Source organism: Chitinophaga sp. CC14, from assembly GCF_048957795.1.
GTDB classification, from domain to species: domain Bacteria; phylum Bacteroidota; class Bacteroidia; order Chitinophagales; family Chitinophagaceae; genus Chitinophaga; species Chitinophaga ginsengisegetis.
This window is the reverse complement of the sequence record NZ_JARBFY010000006.1, coordinates 617030-632461: the sequence shown is the minus strand read 5'-3', so window position 1 is coordinate 632461 and position 15432 is coordinate 617030. Positions and strand designations below refer to the sequence as shown.

Below are 15432 nucleotides of genomic sequence, written 5' to 3'. Positions count from 1 at the left end.
AATAAATTGACTAATTCTAAAAGCAAAAGATCAGATCCTCATGCCACAAATTAACACAAATTTTAATTATGAAGTTGTAGTAACAGATGTAATAAATTCTGGATTATATAAAGGCTTAGAAAGTTCCGGGATATATGATCGCGTATATAGTTATAAAAATGATCCTTTAAAATCTAGATTTCAAGAATTTTATAATAATTGGCAAACTGCCCTTTGTAGCTGGGAGTCTTTACTGGGAATTACAACTTGTCGTTTAATTTTTTTGGATAACAAAGTTCAATTTAACGCCGTGGCTGGACCCTGCGAAGGCATTTCCCTAATAGGAATTAACTCAAAAGTTATCACCAAAACTGACGGCTACTTTACTAATGTTAATTTCCACACTAAAAGGACAAAACTCAAGTATTTAGTTGAAGCAGAAAATACCTTTTACAACTCTATCCCGTCATTAATGGCAGATTTTTGTATTGGATTTGTGATTGCACATGAATTTGGACACATTATACAATCGTCTAGCGCTAAAGCTACGATTGTTAAAAGAGAATATTCCGGTTCTGTCCCAGCTTTTAAAATGTCAGACCATATTCTTGAATTTGATGCAGACTGGAGAGGAGCTTGCCATTTGGTGGGAACTTCTTTGGACTATTGGCAATACTGCAAACGAAAAACCAATCAATCATTAGAAGTAATAATTTCAATGGCAGTGGCCAGCGTTTTATTTTCATTTGAAGAATTGATTGGATTTCCCCAGGAATTTTATTTAGCCCAAACTAGTCATCCGCATCACTCTGTTAGAATAAGATATATATTGAATTTCCTGAAGGCTCTTTATGTTTCAAATGTTCCGAAACAAGATCTTGACTGGGAATTGATATTGGACAGAGCATTTGATATTCATAGGGAGTTCAGAGAACTAAATGGAAACTGTACGACGTCCGTTTATCAAAATATCACCTCAGAAAAAAGCGATGAAATTGATAGGTATATCTTTACTCTTTCACAATATGCAAAAGGTACTCCCAATTTATGTATTAATAGGCCTGGACTTCCAAATATTACATATGAAATGATTGAAAGTCTAATTCAAAAAATGCCAAAGTACACAAATATTGATATGACAACATTTATTAAGTAGTATTGCATTAATTATAAGGAATTACTGAAAGAAATAGCATATAGCTTTAGTGTTGTCTGAGTTTTATACCGTATCTAAATTGATCTCGAAAAATAGCTTATTATATACTTGAAGAAAGCTCTCCATAGCAACTAAGGATGTGATTTTTTTATTGTCAGTAGTATGAAAACTCACTTCTTTGAATATGGTTATTATTGCTGTTGAGTATTCCATTCCTGCGAGATCTTTCCAGTTTAACTTTTGGTACCTTTTATACTGAAATGTTTTATGAGTATTTTTAATGGAAATCAATGTATAGCTATACTTTTTCAAGATCTTTTTAATGCGATTTTCCATAGTATAGTTTATAATTATTCCGGAGAATATACCAAGAATAAGAGCAATGCAAAAGAAGATTGTAATAAGTATAAGAAACATTTTATATGTTTTTTATAAAATAGAAGTAATTCAATTGTATGTACAGCAATTTTAAATCTCTTCAACTCTTTTGTAGAATTCAGAAATTGAGATGTCAAAATATTTGCAGAGTGCAGCTATTGTACTAACCGTTGGATTAGCTTTAGCAGTTTCAATACGCCCAACGTGTATATTAGTATCATTATAAACTTCTTCTTGGCTAATAGCTTTAGCGTCACGTAATTCTTTAAGAATCGTTGCTATCCCTTTCAATAGGTTATTGTTTCTTATTTGTTCTGCCATGTATACAAGATGGGATGAAATATTTTTTAAAATAATGACGAATATGTCATTATTTTAAGTATTTTTGTACTGTCAATTAAAAACAGATAATCTGATTCAAGATATTGATAAAAGATGTTTTACTTATAAAGTAAAATTAATATTTTTTCAATTCTATTAATATAAGATATCATAGGCAATTCGCCTTTAAAACTGAGAATCTTCCCAAGACGATAAAGTAGAAAGCTCGCGTTCGTGCGCGGGCCCACTTTCTCGCGGCATGGGCTTCTCAGGGCCTCAAAAGCGAAGAGTGGGTACCGCGCTTTTTTGTGTCTGATACCCACATTCCAATTTCATAAACTCATATTAACAACCGCTGGTTATTCAGCCCTCACGGCTGAAAGGGGAGTTGTATTGCCTATTCGGAACTGTATTTATTCACTTTAAATATTCTGTTATGGAAAATCTGTTAACCATCTTAACCCGCATCACCGCTTGTGGCACCTCCGCAGGCTTCATCGAACTAGTCGAAAACGAACTATGTAACGTTATCGGCAGCACCTCCGCCAATAACTGGTCCCCAGGTCAGCGGGCTGAGTTCATGGCGTTTTATACCGTCTTCAGAACCACCGCTACAGCCGCTTTTAGCATCAAGGGTGCACTGGAAAGAGCCAATGCAGAAGACCTGACCAGGGAGCTGGTAACGGAGTTAGAAAGTGATCTGTATGAGTTGTCGAGTTTCCAGGCGGGTATTGAATTAGATGAGTTGGTAGCTGCGCTTGATCAGTACATCGAAATACTGGTTGACGGGGATAGGGGAATAGACGGAACCATCGCCGCTATTACCGGCAATTACTTCCGGACCTTTTTCCTCACGCTGCACTCTCTGGAGATAGAAGAACGGATTAGTATCGCTAAAATAAACCATCACTTTTCAACTGTACTTTATGAGTATTGAAACCCAAAAGAAAAACTTATTACTGGAGTTGCATACGGAGTTCTCTAAGTTACCTGTTCTTTTCAGGGAGCGCGTTTGCGAGGAATGTAACTATGGCGCACCAACTTTTTACAGGAAGTTGCGGGGCAGCGATAGGCTTGTTGATGGCAAGGTGATACCGGCGTTAAGTAAAGCGGAAAAGAAGATGATCCGCGGCATAGGAGAGGAGCTTGTCAATAGTTTGTTCAGCGCTGTTTTCAGGGACAGTGAAAAGTGAATATACAAGGGCTACCCAGTGTATCCGTGGCAGCCCTTTATTTTTTTTATTCCTCTGTAACGCTTGCTCCGGGAGCATTACTTTTAACGGATTCAATGCCGCCATCCCTGCTGGAGGAAGTAGTATACATTTCACTGGTACCGATAACCTGGCTATTTCCGGCTTTGAGTGTGAAATAAAACTGCCCGTTTTTAGCGGTTAGTTTTTCGTAACGACTATCATTAGGCGCGTTAGTTTTAACCGACTCAATGCCGTTGTTGCAGGCTGCTTTGGTGGTGTACATCTCACTGGATAAAATTGCTTCGCCATTGCCGGCTTTCAAAACAAAGTAGTTCTGGCCGTCTTTGGCTGTTTTGATGATAAATTTTCCCATAACATGTTGGTGTTTAAATGAATGAAAGAATACCTGAACAATAACCAGCCGGAGGTGGAATTGTTTAAACCAACAGGCTGATTTTTGAGATTTTAATAATTTTTAAAATACCCCTTTGATTCAGTTTATTGCGTAACCCCTCTGATACATGTCGCATACCTCTTGGATACTTCTCAGATACTTAGGACTCGTCTATGCGTCGTACTCCCTATACAGTCCCCATACACTCCCCATACACTTCCCATACACTCACCATACACTCACAATACACTTCCTATACACTCCCCATACACTTAGGATACCAAACTACCAATCCATGAACTCCCTCACTTCCTCCTCATCCAGCCCGGAGTATTCACAAAATTCAGCCACTGAAATGTACTGCCATTCCAGCTTTCCAAACATCAGCCGGATTTTTTGCATGAGCTCCCTGGCAGAGCGTTCGCTCTTTCCCATGATGTTTTGAATGTCTTTGGTGTAGATCACCATCCTCTTAGGAACGTTTTTCGGCATAATTATACAAAAAGCGGCAAAAGCGGCGGGTTTGTTTTTCCACACTTCTGCCAGTGAATAATTTCGTCTTGTATTTCGAAGTACAACCCTGTCTGATCAGATGGAAAAGCTTAACAGGCATAGCTATAGAAACTGCCTATTCTTTCAGAAAAAATATTTTAATTATGAGTAAACAAGATGGATTGCTACAGTTTGATGGCGCAATCGAAAACCTATCGTTTTATAAAACAAAGCGTGGATACGCTGTCAGAAAAAGATCTGGCGTATCAGGAGCCCGGATCTCCAACGACCCGGCCTTCAAACGCACCCGCGAAAACGGCCAGGAGTTTGGTCGCGCTGGTAAAGCCAGTAAATTGCTTCGCACATCTTTCCGTGATATGATAAAAAACACAGCGGATAAAGGGGCTACCCCCCGCCTCACGAAAGAGTTTGTAAAAGTGGTAAAGGCTGATGCTACCAGCGATCGCGGCTTGCGGAATGTAATTGATGGAGAAATCGGGTTCATTGAAAACTTTGAGTTTAATATGAATAGTTTGATGGATACGTCACTCTTTGCTCCCTTAACGGCTAACATTGATCGCGTTGCCGGCACCGGAACAATAGAGCTGCCGCCCTTCAAGCCGGTGGAAGGCATTCAATCTCCCGAAGGGGCAACGCACTTCATTATCACCTGTGGCGTTAGTGCTATCGACTTTACAGGCGGTAAATATGAAAGTGCATTGGTTAGCAGCGAAGTATTGGTACTGGATAGCAATAATACCGCTCCGCTGAAACTCACGGCCTCCGTTTCTCCGAACAGCACGTTCCCCATGTTCCTGGCACTCAGTATTGAGTTCATACAGGTGGTAAATGGAAAGCCTTACAAGCTGTCCAACGGTACATACAACTCCATGAAGGTGGTGGCGGTATCCGCCAGCGTTTAAGGATGCGTAATTTTTCACCCTTTAAAACAAATCCTGTATGGAATTAGTAAACCGGTTAATTGCCCCCACACCACCTTTCTTTGTGAAGGTGCGCAACATAGGGCTCATTCTCACTGCGCTGGCAGCAGCAGTGATAGGGTTACCACTACAACTCCCGTTTATAGTAGGGGAAGTAGCCCAGGTATTAGCAGTAGCAGGCAGCATCATGACAGGTGTAAGCCAGGCCGCTGTTAAAAATGAGTAGCAGGAACACCCTCTGCTACCTGTTCTGAGGAAAGTTGCAACAATTCAGAACAGTTTTGAGAGTCCCCCGCAGGCATGCGGGGGGCTTTTTAACAGCAGGCTGCCGCTAACGATAATAATCAGTATGGTGCTTGTTGGGTTTGAGTAATCATGAACAATTTATTTTGAGGTTAAGAAACACAGAATACGCATAAGGAGATGCTGAATGCAGCCGGGCGACTTTTGCTTCCCCAAAATTAGGAGGCTGGTTTAAGAAGATTGTTAAGATATATGACAATTTTCCGGGCTTATAACCGCTGCCCCGGAACCTGGTTATACTTATTTATGCGGTGCTTCCTGATAGTACTTAAATACTGCCGGGTAATACCGAGATAGGACGACAGATCCGTATCCGATATCCGGTTTGCCAGTTTAGGGTAGGCTTTAAAAAGCAGGTGGTAACGTCCTTCCGCGTCATAATTGATCCACATGGCCCTTTCCTCTGCAAGCTCATAATAGTACTCCGTTAGTTTCCTGCCTATCTTATTAAATTCGGGATATTCCTCATAAATAGTTTCCAGTTTTTCCCATGGTATGGCCAGGCATATAGTAGGCTCCTTGGCAACCAGCTTATCTAAACTGGCTACCTGGTTAAAAAAACTCTTTACCGAAATAATCATATCATGTTCTGCAAAGAACCACTTGGCCTTTTCAGCACCATCTTTTATATATCTTCCCGTAACCAGTCCTTTAATGCAAAAATAGCAGTACCTGCAGGTTTCGCCATAGTCCAGCAGGATATCATTCCTCTTAAAAGAGAATACTTCACAGCTATCGATAATGGCGTTTTTTAATGCGTCTGAGAAAAACGGGTGATGTACTTTTAAGTCGTTGAACATTATCTCAAAATAATGCTGAACTTCCGGCGACATGGAGTTAACCATATGCAGCACCTTTGTGCCACGATGCTTTCTTTTCATAGCAATGCGTATGTTTGGGAATAATCCATTGCTGTGGATATGGGGTGATGATGTTAATGACAACCAGCTATACCAGTAAATTAAACTTTTTCATAAAAACTAACAAGAAGGGATGATGGAAATATATTTAATTGCTCAGAAGATGAAAAGACGATTTCCCGGGTCTAGCCACGTGAAGGTGCAGGATAGTTGTTCGATCATTTCTATGTAAATTGGAGTAATGCACTATTGTATGATTATTATCTTACCCGGATAATTTATAGCACATGAACCCAAAAACTATACTAAGCTTTCTTATACAGCTGGCAATTCTTCCTGCCTGCTTTGCTCAACATCCAAATGAGACAGCGGTTGATTACCATCTGCCGGATGTGTTGCGTACGCAATCAGGTAAAGAGATAAATACGGTGGCAGATTGGGAGGAGATCCGCCGGCCGGAAATAACAGCATTATTTGAAAAGAATGTTCAGGGCAAAACTCCTGTAAAGAATATCCCATTGAGGTTTGTACCATTATCGGTTAGTCATAATGCATTAAATGGAACAGCTACCCGGAAACAGGTGAGGGTATATTTTTCGCGGAACGAAGAATATTACATGGATATTTTACTCTACCTGCCAAATAAAAAGAACAAGCCTGTGCCAGTGTTTGTGGGATTGAACTTTGGAGGTAACCAGGTTGTGAATGCCGATACAGGCATACTTATTTCAAAACGGTGGGTTAAATATGCCACGGAGCCTGCCTATAAAAATCATTTGGGAACAGCAGCTTCACGTGGCGTACAAAGCAACGATTGGTGCGTTGAAAAGATTATTGCGGCAGGGTATGGGGTAGCTACTGTGTATTATGGCGATCTTCAGCCGGATAGTGTGAATAGCGTGAATGTGGGTGTGGCTCCTTTGTTTTATACGAAAGGACAAAAAGAACCTGCTGCAGATGAATGGGGCGCGATAGGCGTATGGGCCTGGGGTTTAAGCCGGGCGCTCGATTACATGGAAACAGACGGTGATATTGATGCAAAAAAAGTGATAGTGGTGGGGCATTCCCGTTTAGGTAAAACAGCGCTTTGGGCCGGCGCGCAGGATCAGCGATTTGCTATGGTGATTTCCAATAATTCGGGAGAGGGAGGGGCAGCCATTACGAGAAGGAAATACGGTGAAACCATTGCCGTAATGAATAAGGCATTCCCGCACTGGTTTTGCGGGAATTTTAAAAAGTATAACGATAAAGAAGATGAATTGCCGGTAGATTTCCACGAATTAATTGCATTAATAGCGCCGCGGCCGGTATATATAGCCAGCGCTTCGCAAGACCAGTGGGCAGACCCATTGGGAGAATACTTATCCGGATGGTATGCCACCCCGGTATATGCACTGTATGGTTTGAAAGGATTAAGCACACCTGTGCCGCCGGGTATCAACCAGCCGGTTGGCGATGGTGTGATCGGGTATCATCTCCGGGAAGGCGAACACGCCATAACGCCCTACGACTGGAATCAATACATACGTTTTGCAAACCGGTTCTTCAATAAGTAATAAATAGTATTGGCAACTGCGCTCCTGGCCTCAATTGAACTTTTCCCTGAACGCCAAAGGCGACAAGTTAGTCCTTGACTTGAACAGCCTGCTGAATGACTGCGGGTGCTCAAACCCCAATCCGTAGGCAATTTCACTCACAGACTGATTCGTCGTGGATAATTGCGTTTTCGCATGTTCAATCAGCCTGTCCTGGAGGTAGTGTTGTGTGCTTTTACCGGTCAGGACTTTCAGTAAGTTGCTGAGGTATCCTGCGGAGACATTCAATGAGGAGGCCACATATTTAACGGTGGGTATTCCTTCTATGGATAGCCGGTCGCTATTGAAATATTCATCCAGTAAGGATTCTAAGCGGTCAAGGATCGTATGGCTATATTTTTTGCGGGTAATGAACTGCCGCTGGTAAAACCGTTCCGCATATGTCAAAAGCAGTTCCAGTTGCGCAATGATTACGGTGTCACTGAATTTGTCAATGTTATTCCGGTACTCCTGCACCATGCCTTCCATGATGGCAAGGATCGACTTTTCTTCTTTATCCGACAGGAAAAGCGCCTCATTGACAGAATAGCTGAAAAAGTCATATTGCCTGATTTTCTTTGCCAACGTGGTTTTCCATAGAAAATCGGGATGGATGAGTAATACCCGGCCAGAGCGGTTGGTGTTTTCCGCTTCTGCAAGACCCACTTCAAACACCTGACCTGGCGCCATAAAAAAAAGCACGCCTTCCTCGAAGTCGCCCGACTGCTGCCCGTATTTCATGTTGCCTTTAAAATCCCTGTCGATAAGGATGGAATAAAAGTCGAACACGAAACCCATACTGGCCTTGCAGGGGAGCTGTATGGCCCCGTAATCGACAACGCTGATCAGTGGATGTTCCGGCTTGGGGAGTCCCATTACCTTATGGTATTCACTGATCGTTTTTATCCGGTGGATCACCCTGTTTTCCATATCCTAAGTTACTGATAAATGTTTAACGACTGCCGCAGGCTATTACTGTACGATCTCTTCCAGCTTTTTTACCAGGTTTTCCGGTTGCTCACGCATGGAGTAGTGTCCGCCTTCAAGGGTATAGATTTTCCACTTTCTTGCCCTGGCTTTCAATATTCCCATTTTATCGTGTTCCGGACTTCCCTTACCGTCTTTCGTCATCTGGAGAAAGGCTGTTGGAATCTTTTTAACCATTGGGTTGCTGATCTGCAGCGGTTCGATAAAGGTATTCAATGGTTGCGGCACATCCATAGGCGGAACAAGCTTTGCCGGGCCAAAAGGATAAAGCACCATGTTGTCTTTGATGTTGCCCCTGACCATTGGCTCCCAGAGGTCGCCACACACGTCTTTTGCACTTTCTCCGTTTTCAGGTACCATTGCATCCAGGTAAATCAGCTGTTTGATACGCTCAGGCGCCTGTTCCGCCACGCCTGAAATGACCATGCCGCCATAACTATGACCTACAAGGATAACATTATGCAGATTCTCGAACCTGATCACGTTCAGTATATCATTGATGTAGGTGGTCAGGTTGATATCAGGGTTAGAGAGATGAACCCTTTCTCCAAGGCCTGTAAGTGTCGGGCGGTAAACGATGTCGCCATGTGCGCTTAGAATGGAATCTACTTTTGCATAGTCCCAGCCACCATCCCATGCACCGGGAACGAAGAGGAAAGTACGGGGTTGGTGTTGCTGTCCGTACGCGAACGAAGAGATGGTCATGCTTAAAATGAAAATTAATTTTTTCATACAATGTTTAATTGAAATAAATTGTTTGAGATTACAAAATTCAGGAATAGCCGGATGCCAGACCTAACCGTATCTGCTTTAGTTGTAACAAAATGTGAGATGGGGGCTTTAGCCAAAAAGTTCTATTTTTAATCAAAAGACGGGTCTATATAAATTAAAGAAAAGATGTTTCACTTAACGGGAATAATCATCTCCCTGTTTCTCGCGTTGCTGCTTTTTACAAAAAAGGGGAAGTCAACCGCTGACTTTATTTTAGCGCTATGGTTAACCCTGATTGCCCTTCATTTATTCTGCTACTACACCCTGGTTTCCGGAACTTATGTTGAATTCCCGTATTTACTGGGCGTTGAAATTCCATTACCACTTATTCATGGTCCTTTTTTGTATTTGTACATTGCTGCTTTGGTCAATCAAAACAATAAAAGGCTGCACTGGTTTATCCATTTTATTCCCGCAACGATAGCGTACCTCTTATTGTCAGGCTTCTTTATCCAGACTTTTAATCATAAAATCAATGTTTATCAGCATCATGGTATTGGGTATGAAAAACTCGTTTCAATAATACGTCTTCCCATTATACCGTCTGGTATAATTTACGTGGTTTGGTCGCTGATATTATTAAAGAAGCACAGCATAAATATCCAGGAACAGTTTTCTTATACAGAGAAAATCAATCTGAACTGGCTGGTTTACCTCACCATTGGAATGGGCGCCATCTGGCTATCCGTTATACTCGGAAATGATATTTCTACCTTTATGCTGGTCGATTTGTTCATCTTGTTTATTGGATATTTCGGAATAAAACAAGTGGGCATATTCACCAACCGGGTAGTGAATACGCAATTGATGGATACTGATGATATAAAATTGGAAGAAGGGAATGATCCTGGTGTGAGCAGCCTGGCCAATGGCACTGAGAAAACCAAATACCTGAAAACGGCTGTGGACCCTGAGCTGATGTCAAAAGTGCACAAAGAAATAACGCTGTTAATGCAAACGGAAAAGCTCTTTAAGGACCCCGGACTAAACCTGGATGCATTGGCTGGGCGGTTGGGCGTTCACAGCAATACTTTGTCGCAGGTAATTAATTCAATGGAACAAAGGAATTTCTACGACTATATCAACGACTTCCGCATAAAAGAATTTCAGCGGATAGCGGTACTGCCCGAAAACAGCAATTTTACACTCCTTTCCCTTGCTTTCGAAGTGGGGTTCAATTCAAAAACCTCCTTCAACCGCAATTTCAAAAAGGCAACGGGCCTCTCTCCCAAAGAATACTGCCAGCAGGAGAAGATACAATTGGGCAATGCAACCTAAATAAAAGCGACCACCTTACCTTTTGGAGCGTCCGGGAAATGAATACCATCTTTCTTTGCCACTAAAAAAAGATGGTAAAAAAGTTATTATGGATGCTATTGGTCGCGTTGTCGGTTGTAGTGGGACTTTATCCGGGTTTGTTCTTTTTGGGTGAAAAGAAGGTGGGGATATTAAAAATCAAACCCGGTGAACTTTTTCTTAATCCCTTCTGGTACGGGAGCTTTTATGTGCACATCATCTTTGGCGGGCTTGCGCTGCTGATTGGGTGGATACAATTTAGCCCCTGGATCAGGCGCAAAAATATAACGCTCCACAGGAGAATAGGCCGGTTATACGTCATCGCTGTTTTACTAAGCGCTCTTGCAGGATTTAATATCGCTTTTTACGCAACCGGAGGACTTCCGGTAGCCTTGGGCTTTATCAGCTTGAGCCTTATTTGGTTTTATACTACGCTCATGGCATACTTCCGCATCAGGAGCGGGCAGGTGATACCACATAAAAATATGATGATTTATAGCTATGCCTGCTGCTTTGCGGCAGTTACCCTAAGAGCCTGGATGCCTTTGCTGATTGTCCTGTTTGGCAGCTTCGAAACTGCCTATACCGTTGTGGCCTGGTGGTGCTGGATCCCTAATTTAACCATCGCTTATTTTCTGACACAAAAATCAGCCCTGGCAACTCCTGGACAGGGATAAACAATCACCGGCTGTTTCCTTCATAAGTTACCTTGTTACCTCCAGGTTACTGTTACTTTATGATACCATGTTACTAAAGTATACATTCCTTGCCTAACTTTGCTGCTCAGGAATTAAATCAATGAAACAATGGATAAATTAAGAAACAAAGTAGCCATAGTTACTGGCGCATCAAAAGGAATAGGCGCATCTATCGCCAGGTATTTTGCAGCAGAAGGCGCAAAGGTAGTTGTAAATTATGCGTCAGGTAAGGAAGGCGCGGAGCACGTAGTGAAAGCCATAACTGATAAGGGCGGCACAGCCATCCTGGTACAGGCCGATGTATCAAAAGAAGCCGATATAACCAGGCTTTTTGAAGAAACAAAGAATGCTTTCGGCACGCTTGACATTTTGGTAAACAATGCGGGCATTTACCACTATGCGCCAATTGAAGAGGTATCAGCAGCATCTTTTCATCAGCAGTTCAGCGTCAATGTGCTGGGGTCTTTACTGGCCATCCAGGCATCTTTAAAGCTGTTTGGCGATAAGGGTGGCAATATCATCAACATCAGTTCAGAAGCAGGTAAAATGCCGCTGCCCACAGGATCGGTATATTCTGCCACCAAAGCAGCATTGGATGCTATTACCATTGCTTTGTCGAAAGAATTCAGCGGAAGAAATATCCGCATCAATTCTATCTTACCAGGCGTTGTGGAAACCGAAGGTTCGCGTAGCGCCGGCTTCATCGGCAGCGATGCTGAAACAAAAATGGTAGCCAATACGCCGCTTGGCCGTACCGGGCAGCCGGAAGATATTGCCAGAGTAGCCGTATTCCTCGCTTCCGATGACGCCGCCTGGATTACAGGCGAGAAAATTTCCGTATCCGGAGGCATTTACGGTTTTTGATTTTAAGGTATTCATGAATTTAGCAACTAACAGAAATGGGTAAACTGAAAAATAAAGTAACCGTTGTTACAGGTGGTAACAGCGGTATTGGATTCGGCATTGCAGAAGCATTCAGAAACGAAGGAGCAGTAGGTACTATCACCGGCAGAAACCAGGCTACCTTGAATAGTTCTGTAAGCGCATTGGGTAATGATTTTATAGGTATTAAGGGAGATGTAACAAACATCAGTGACCTGGAAGATATCTTCAAAACAACCTTTGAGAAATTCGGGAAAATTGACGCACTGGTAGTGAATGCCGGCGGTATCGTGGACGGTGTGCCAATGGCCGCCATTGACCAGGTTACAGAAGATAATTATGACCGCTACATGGACCTGAACCTGAAAAGCGCTTATTTCACCGTGCAAAAATCACTGCCGTATTTAAATGACGGCGCCTCCGTTATACTTATCGGATCAAGTGCTGCCCACCGGGCCGCGCCGGGAATGACTATTTATAGCGCCGCCAAAGCGGCTATCATATCGCTGGCCAAAGGGTTGTCGCTGGATTTATTGTCAAGAAGAATAAGGGTAAATACGCTTTCGCCAGGTTCTATTGATACGCCTGTTTTTGGAAAAATTGTTCCCCCGGAACAATTGGAACAATTAAAACAGATCTGGAAAGATATTACACCTGTAGGCAGACAAGGACTTCCGTCCGAGATTGGGAGCGCGGCAGTATTTCTAGCATCAGACGATTCATCCTTTATAGTGGGTACTGAAATTCTTTCAGATGGTGGTCTTACCAATATCAGCCTGATGAAGTAAATTCAGATCCTCTTTCATTGCGTGGATTAATAAAATCGGGTGCTGAAATGCCGGCATTTCAGCACCCGATCCTGATAGCTTTATCTTACACGCTAAAACCCAAACGCACTGATATCTCCTAAAACGATATAACTCTGAGAACCGCTCAACCCGATGAATTTAAAATACCTCGCTGCAGGATGAGTGGGTATCTCATACGACTGCCCATCGTTAATGGTACGGTTGAAGTTAAACGTACCCAGATCATTCCAGTTAACATTATCCGTACTCACCAGCAGTTTAAACGTATCGCAAGCCCTGTCATCATCCGTTTTACGGTATAATGTAAACGAGGTAATGGTCCGGACAATTCCCATATCTACTGTAAAGAAATGCGGATAATTGGAATTGCCAACCCACGCATGCCAGCGTGTATTCGGTGATCCGTCGATCACATTGGTCACAAGGTTTTCATCACCGGGATGCTGACTGGAGAAATCAATGATCTGCCAGTTTTTAGGACTGAATAAAAACGGTTTACTCGTTACATAGTCCGTGTAAAACGTATCTATGCTGAGTGAATCCGGTAGGTATACGGTCCGGTACTGATAAGTAATACCGGCTTTCATATCAGTAATAGTGGAAGCCCCGTCGCTGACAGGGAAACGTTTCACCTGCGTGGCACCTGAAACATTGGTGTATTTTACTTCCGTGGCATAAGCGCCGTTGGAGATATCCGCACCGCCCCATTTCACTACAATGGAATCTGCATAAAGGATACCTGCATCTACCGGGCGGCCTAACAGGCTCGACTGATACACGTCTCCATAGCTGGCGCCAAATAGTTCCACGGGAACGGAAACACCACCTTTGGCGTCGTAGGTTTTAATAACGAATAAATAACTCTTTTCAGGAAGATTGTTAATCGTATAACTGATCGTGTCGCCGGTGGGAGGAATGCTTATTTCTACGGAATCCGCAAAATTATTCCAGAAGATCTTTGCAGCGGTAAGTGTGGGATCTGCGCCTCTCAGCCAGGAAATCTTCACCCGGTTACGACCGGCATTCGCTACCGGGCTATTCGCCTTTCCGGGGTATACAATGCCATCCGGCACAACAAACTGCTTATAGGTGCTATCCATTTTTTTGCAGGCCGTAAGTATAACCAACATGGAGAATATGATGGAGATATAATGAAAGATGTTTTTCATCTTATTGCTTTTAAAGAGTTGAAAAATATTAAGGTACCTGCTGGCCCCATAAATCTATTTCTGCTATCACCACCTGGCCGGACATGCTGTAAGTTTCCAGCGTTTTAAAGCGGAGAAACCGTACCGCGGGTAGCAACCTGTCGAAAGAAAAATCTTCTCCCTTAAACCAGGCGTAGTTCCTGTCTTCTTCCGTTGTTTGGCCTAACGGCAACCCGGAAGGCTTAAAGGAGTTAAAGCTGCCCAGTAACTGCCAGTTGTCCCAGCTTCCATCCGGACTGGGATCATTAGACCCCCATAGCTCAAATTTCTTTACTGCCGAACCGGCGTAGAAGTGATCGGCTTGCTGCTGGTGCTCTACAATACGGCTTAGCACTACTTTCTTGCCCAGGTCAATAGTAGACCACTGCGGAAGTACCGACAGGTTGGTAGAAGCAAAGATGCTGTTGATGTTATTGTCAAACAGCCAGCTGAATTGATAACCGCCATCTGCCTGTGCCCAGGTATCTGTAGGCAGGCGTAATTCTTTCCAGGTACTTTTAGAGATTAATTCTTCATACACCGGCTTCAGGGATTTAATCAATGTATCAGACCTGTTACTCCACCGGTCTCTTACGAAGATGGCAAACTTCTTTACCGTGGTATCAAATCCTCTTACGGAATAGGTGCCCAGTGGTGCGCCGGTGTAAAAGGTGTTTACGGTAGTCCAGGTATTTTGCCCGGTAGAATCCATCATCAGCGTAAGGGCCAGGTTATCTTTGGCGTCGTTGCGGAAAGAGATCTGCACGCCGCCGAAGGTGGCGCCCATTGTGATGGAAGAAAAAGCGGAGATTACTGCGGGGCGCAAAGGCTGCACGGTTAGCTCCACCGGCGCAGATACTTTTTCATTTTTACCAACGCTGAATACCTGCACCTTATGCACGAGGGTATCGCCAAAACCAATCAGGTGCAACGTATCGGTATAGTAAGATGCTTTGGCTTCCCTGAAAATACCCGGCTGCATTTCATATACAGCTTTTATATAAGAGAGTTGCGGATCTGTGGGGAGCTTGTAGGTAAGGATGGCAGCTCCCGGGCTTACGGTCACCTTTATATTGGTGACAGGGGCAGGTGCCGGCGCATTTTCATCTGTATAATTTATCCTGCTCTCTTTTTTGCAGGACCAGCCGGCAACAATGATTAAGATAGAGATGATAATATAACGTAGTTGTTTCATGTCGTTAGTTTTTTTT

The 15432-nt window shown here is 43.0% G+C and carries 18 protein-coding genes; 10 read left to right on the top strand and 8 right to left on the bottom strand.

The features are described from left to right. Window positions 1-40 precede the first annotated feature (40 nt). Window positions 41-1135 carry a hypothetical protein gene (locus PV783_RS33015; protein WP_420990997.1) on the top strand — a complete coding sequence of 365 codons (1095 nt, stop codon included), beginning with the start codon at window positions 41-43 and terminating at the stop codon, window positions 1133-1135. Window positions 1136-1603: 468 nt separating this feature from the next. Here the strand turns inward: PV783_RS33015 and PV783_RS33010 are convergent, their stop codons facing one another. After that, on the bottom strand, window positions 1604-1834 hold the full coding sequence (locus PV783_RS33010) for a helix-turn-helix domain-containing protein (protein ID WP_420990996.1): 231 nt from the start codon (window positions 1832-1834) through the stop codon (window positions 1604-1606). A 436-nt stretch (window positions 1835-2270) separates the two neighbouring features. On the opposite strand from PV783_RS33010, the gene PV783_RS33005 reads away from it, so the two are divergent. Both PV783_RS33005 and PV783_RS33000 read left to right on the top strand, forming a co-directional pair. Continuing rightward, the gene (locus PV783_RS33005; protein WP_420990995.1) at window positions 2271-2771 is read left to right on the top strand and encodes a hypothetical protein; all 501 of its coding nucleotides are present in this window, start codon (window positions 2271-2273) and stop codon (window positions 2769-2771) included. Then, window positions 2761-3027: a hypothetical protein gene (locus tag PV783_RS33000; protein ID WP_420990994.1), complete on the top strand. Its 267-nt coding sequence runs from the start codon at window positions 2761-2763 to the stop codon at window positions 3025-3027. The genes PV783_RS33005 and PV783_RS33000 overlap by 11 nt, the downstream gene beginning before the upstream one ends. Before the next feature lie 46 nt (window positions 3028-3073). Here PV783_RS33000 and PV783_RS32995 read toward each other — a convergent pair whose 3' ends face one another. Continuing rightward, window positions 3074-3400, bottom strand: a complete 327-nt coding sequence (locus PV783_RS32995) for a YegP family protein (protein WP_420990993.1) — start codon at window positions 3398-3400, stop codon at window positions 3074-3076. A 306-nt stretch (window positions 3401-3706) separates the two neighbouring features. Further along, entirely contained in the window at window positions 3707-3913 is a 207-nt protein-coding gene (locus tag PV783_RS32990; RefSeq protein ID WP_420990992.1) for a hypothetical protein, read from the bottom strand. A gap of 164 nt (window positions 3914-4077) precedes the next feature. Here PV783_RS32990 and PV783_RS32985 point away from each other — a divergent pair, with 164 nt between their 5' ends. Together PV783_RS32985 and PV783_RS32980 are read left to right on the top strand one after the other, a co-directional pair. Beyond that, window positions 4078-4836: a hypothetical protein gene (locus tag PV783_RS32985; protein WP_143313685.1), complete on the top strand. Its 759-nt coding sequence runs from the start codon at window positions 4078-4080 to the stop codon at window positions 4834-4836. A gap of 37 nt (window positions 4837-4873) precedes the next feature. Further along, window positions 4874-5080: a hypothetical protein gene (locus PV783_RS32980; RefSeq protein ID WP_420990991.1), complete on the top strand. Its 207-nt coding sequence runs from the start codon at window positions 4874-4876 to the stop codon at window positions 5078-5080. A gap of 286 nt (window positions 5081-5366) precedes the next feature. Here PV783_RS32980 and PV783_RS32975 read toward each other — a convergent pair whose 3' ends face one another. Further along, window positions 5367-6038 (bottom strand): Crp/Fnr family transcriptional regulator, encoded by a 672-nt coding sequence (locus tag PV783_RS32975; protein ID WP_420990990.1) that lies wholly within the window; start codon window positions 6036-6038, stop codon window positions 5367-5369. Between the two features lie 266 nt (window positions 6039-6304). Between PV783_RS32975 and PV783_RS32970 the strand changes: the two genes are divergently transcribed. Continuing rightward, window positions 6305-7573, top strand: a complete 1269-nt coding sequence (locus tag PV783_RS32970; protein WP_420990989.1) for an alpha/beta hydrolase family protein — start codon at window positions 6305-6307, stop codon at window positions 7571-7573. A gap of 30 nt (window positions 7574-7603) precedes the next feature. Here the strand turns inward: PV783_RS32970 and PV783_RS32965 are convergent, their stop codons facing one another. Together PV783_RS32965 and PV783_RS32960 are read right to left on the bottom strand one after the other, a co-directional pair. Then, entirely contained in the window at window positions 7604-8521 is a 918-nt protein-coding gene (locus PV783_RS32965; protein WP_420990988.1) for a helix-turn-helix domain-containing protein, read from the bottom strand. 42 nt (window positions 8522-8563) lie between these two features. Next, window positions 8564-9310 (bottom strand): alpha/beta fold hydrolase, encoded by a 747-nt coding sequence (locus PV783_RS32960; protein ID WP_420990987.1) that lies wholly within the window; start codon window positions 9308-9310, stop codon window positions 8564-8566. A gap of 165 nt (window positions 9311-9475) precedes the next feature. Between PV783_RS32960 and PV783_RS32955 the strand changes: the two genes are divergently transcribed. From PV783_RS32955 to PV783_RS32940, 4 genes are all read left to right on the top strand, one after another. Further along, a complete protein-coding gene (locus PV783_RS32955; RefSeq protein WP_420990986.1) occupies window positions 9476-10627 on the top strand; it encodes a helix-turn-helix domain-containing protein in 1152 nt (383 codons plus the stop codon). A 71-nt stretch (window positions 10628-10698) separates the two neighbouring features. Beyond that, window positions 10699-11322: a DUF2306 domain-containing protein gene (locus PV783_RS32950; RefSeq protein WP_420990985.1), complete on the top strand. Its 624-nt coding sequence runs from the start codon at window positions 10699-10701 to the stop codon at window positions 11320-11322. Window positions 11323-11451: 129 nt separating this feature from the next. After that, window positions 11452-12207, top strand: coding sequence for an SDR family NAD(P)-dependent oxidoreductase (locus PV783_RS32945; protein ID WP_079472287.1), 756 nt, complete (start codon window positions 11452-11454; stop codon window positions 12205-12207). A 35-nt stretch (window positions 12208-12242) separates the two neighbouring features. After that, on the top strand, window positions 12243-13013 hold the full coding sequence (locus PV783_RS32940) for an SDR family oxidoreductase (protein ID WP_420990984.1): 771 nt from the start codon (window positions 12243-12245) through the stop codon (window positions 13011-13013). Between the two features lie 92 nt (window positions 13014-13105). On the opposite strand, the gene PV783_RS32935 is transcribed toward PV783_RS32940, so the two are convergent. Beyond that, on the bottom strand, window positions 13106-14203 hold the full coding sequence (locus tag PV783_RS32935; protein WP_420990983.1) for a DUF4998 domain-containing protein: 1098 nt from the start codon (window positions 14201-14203) through the stop codon (window positions 13106-13108). Between the two features lie 28 nt (window positions 14204-14231). Further along, window positions 14232-15416 (bottom strand): DUF5000 domain-containing lipoprotein, encoded by a 1185-nt coding sequence (locus tag PV783_RS32930; RefSeq protein ID WP_420990982.1) that lies wholly within the window; start codon window positions 15414-15416, stop codon window positions 14232-14234. Between the last annotated feature and the right edge of the window lie 16 nt (window positions 15417-15432).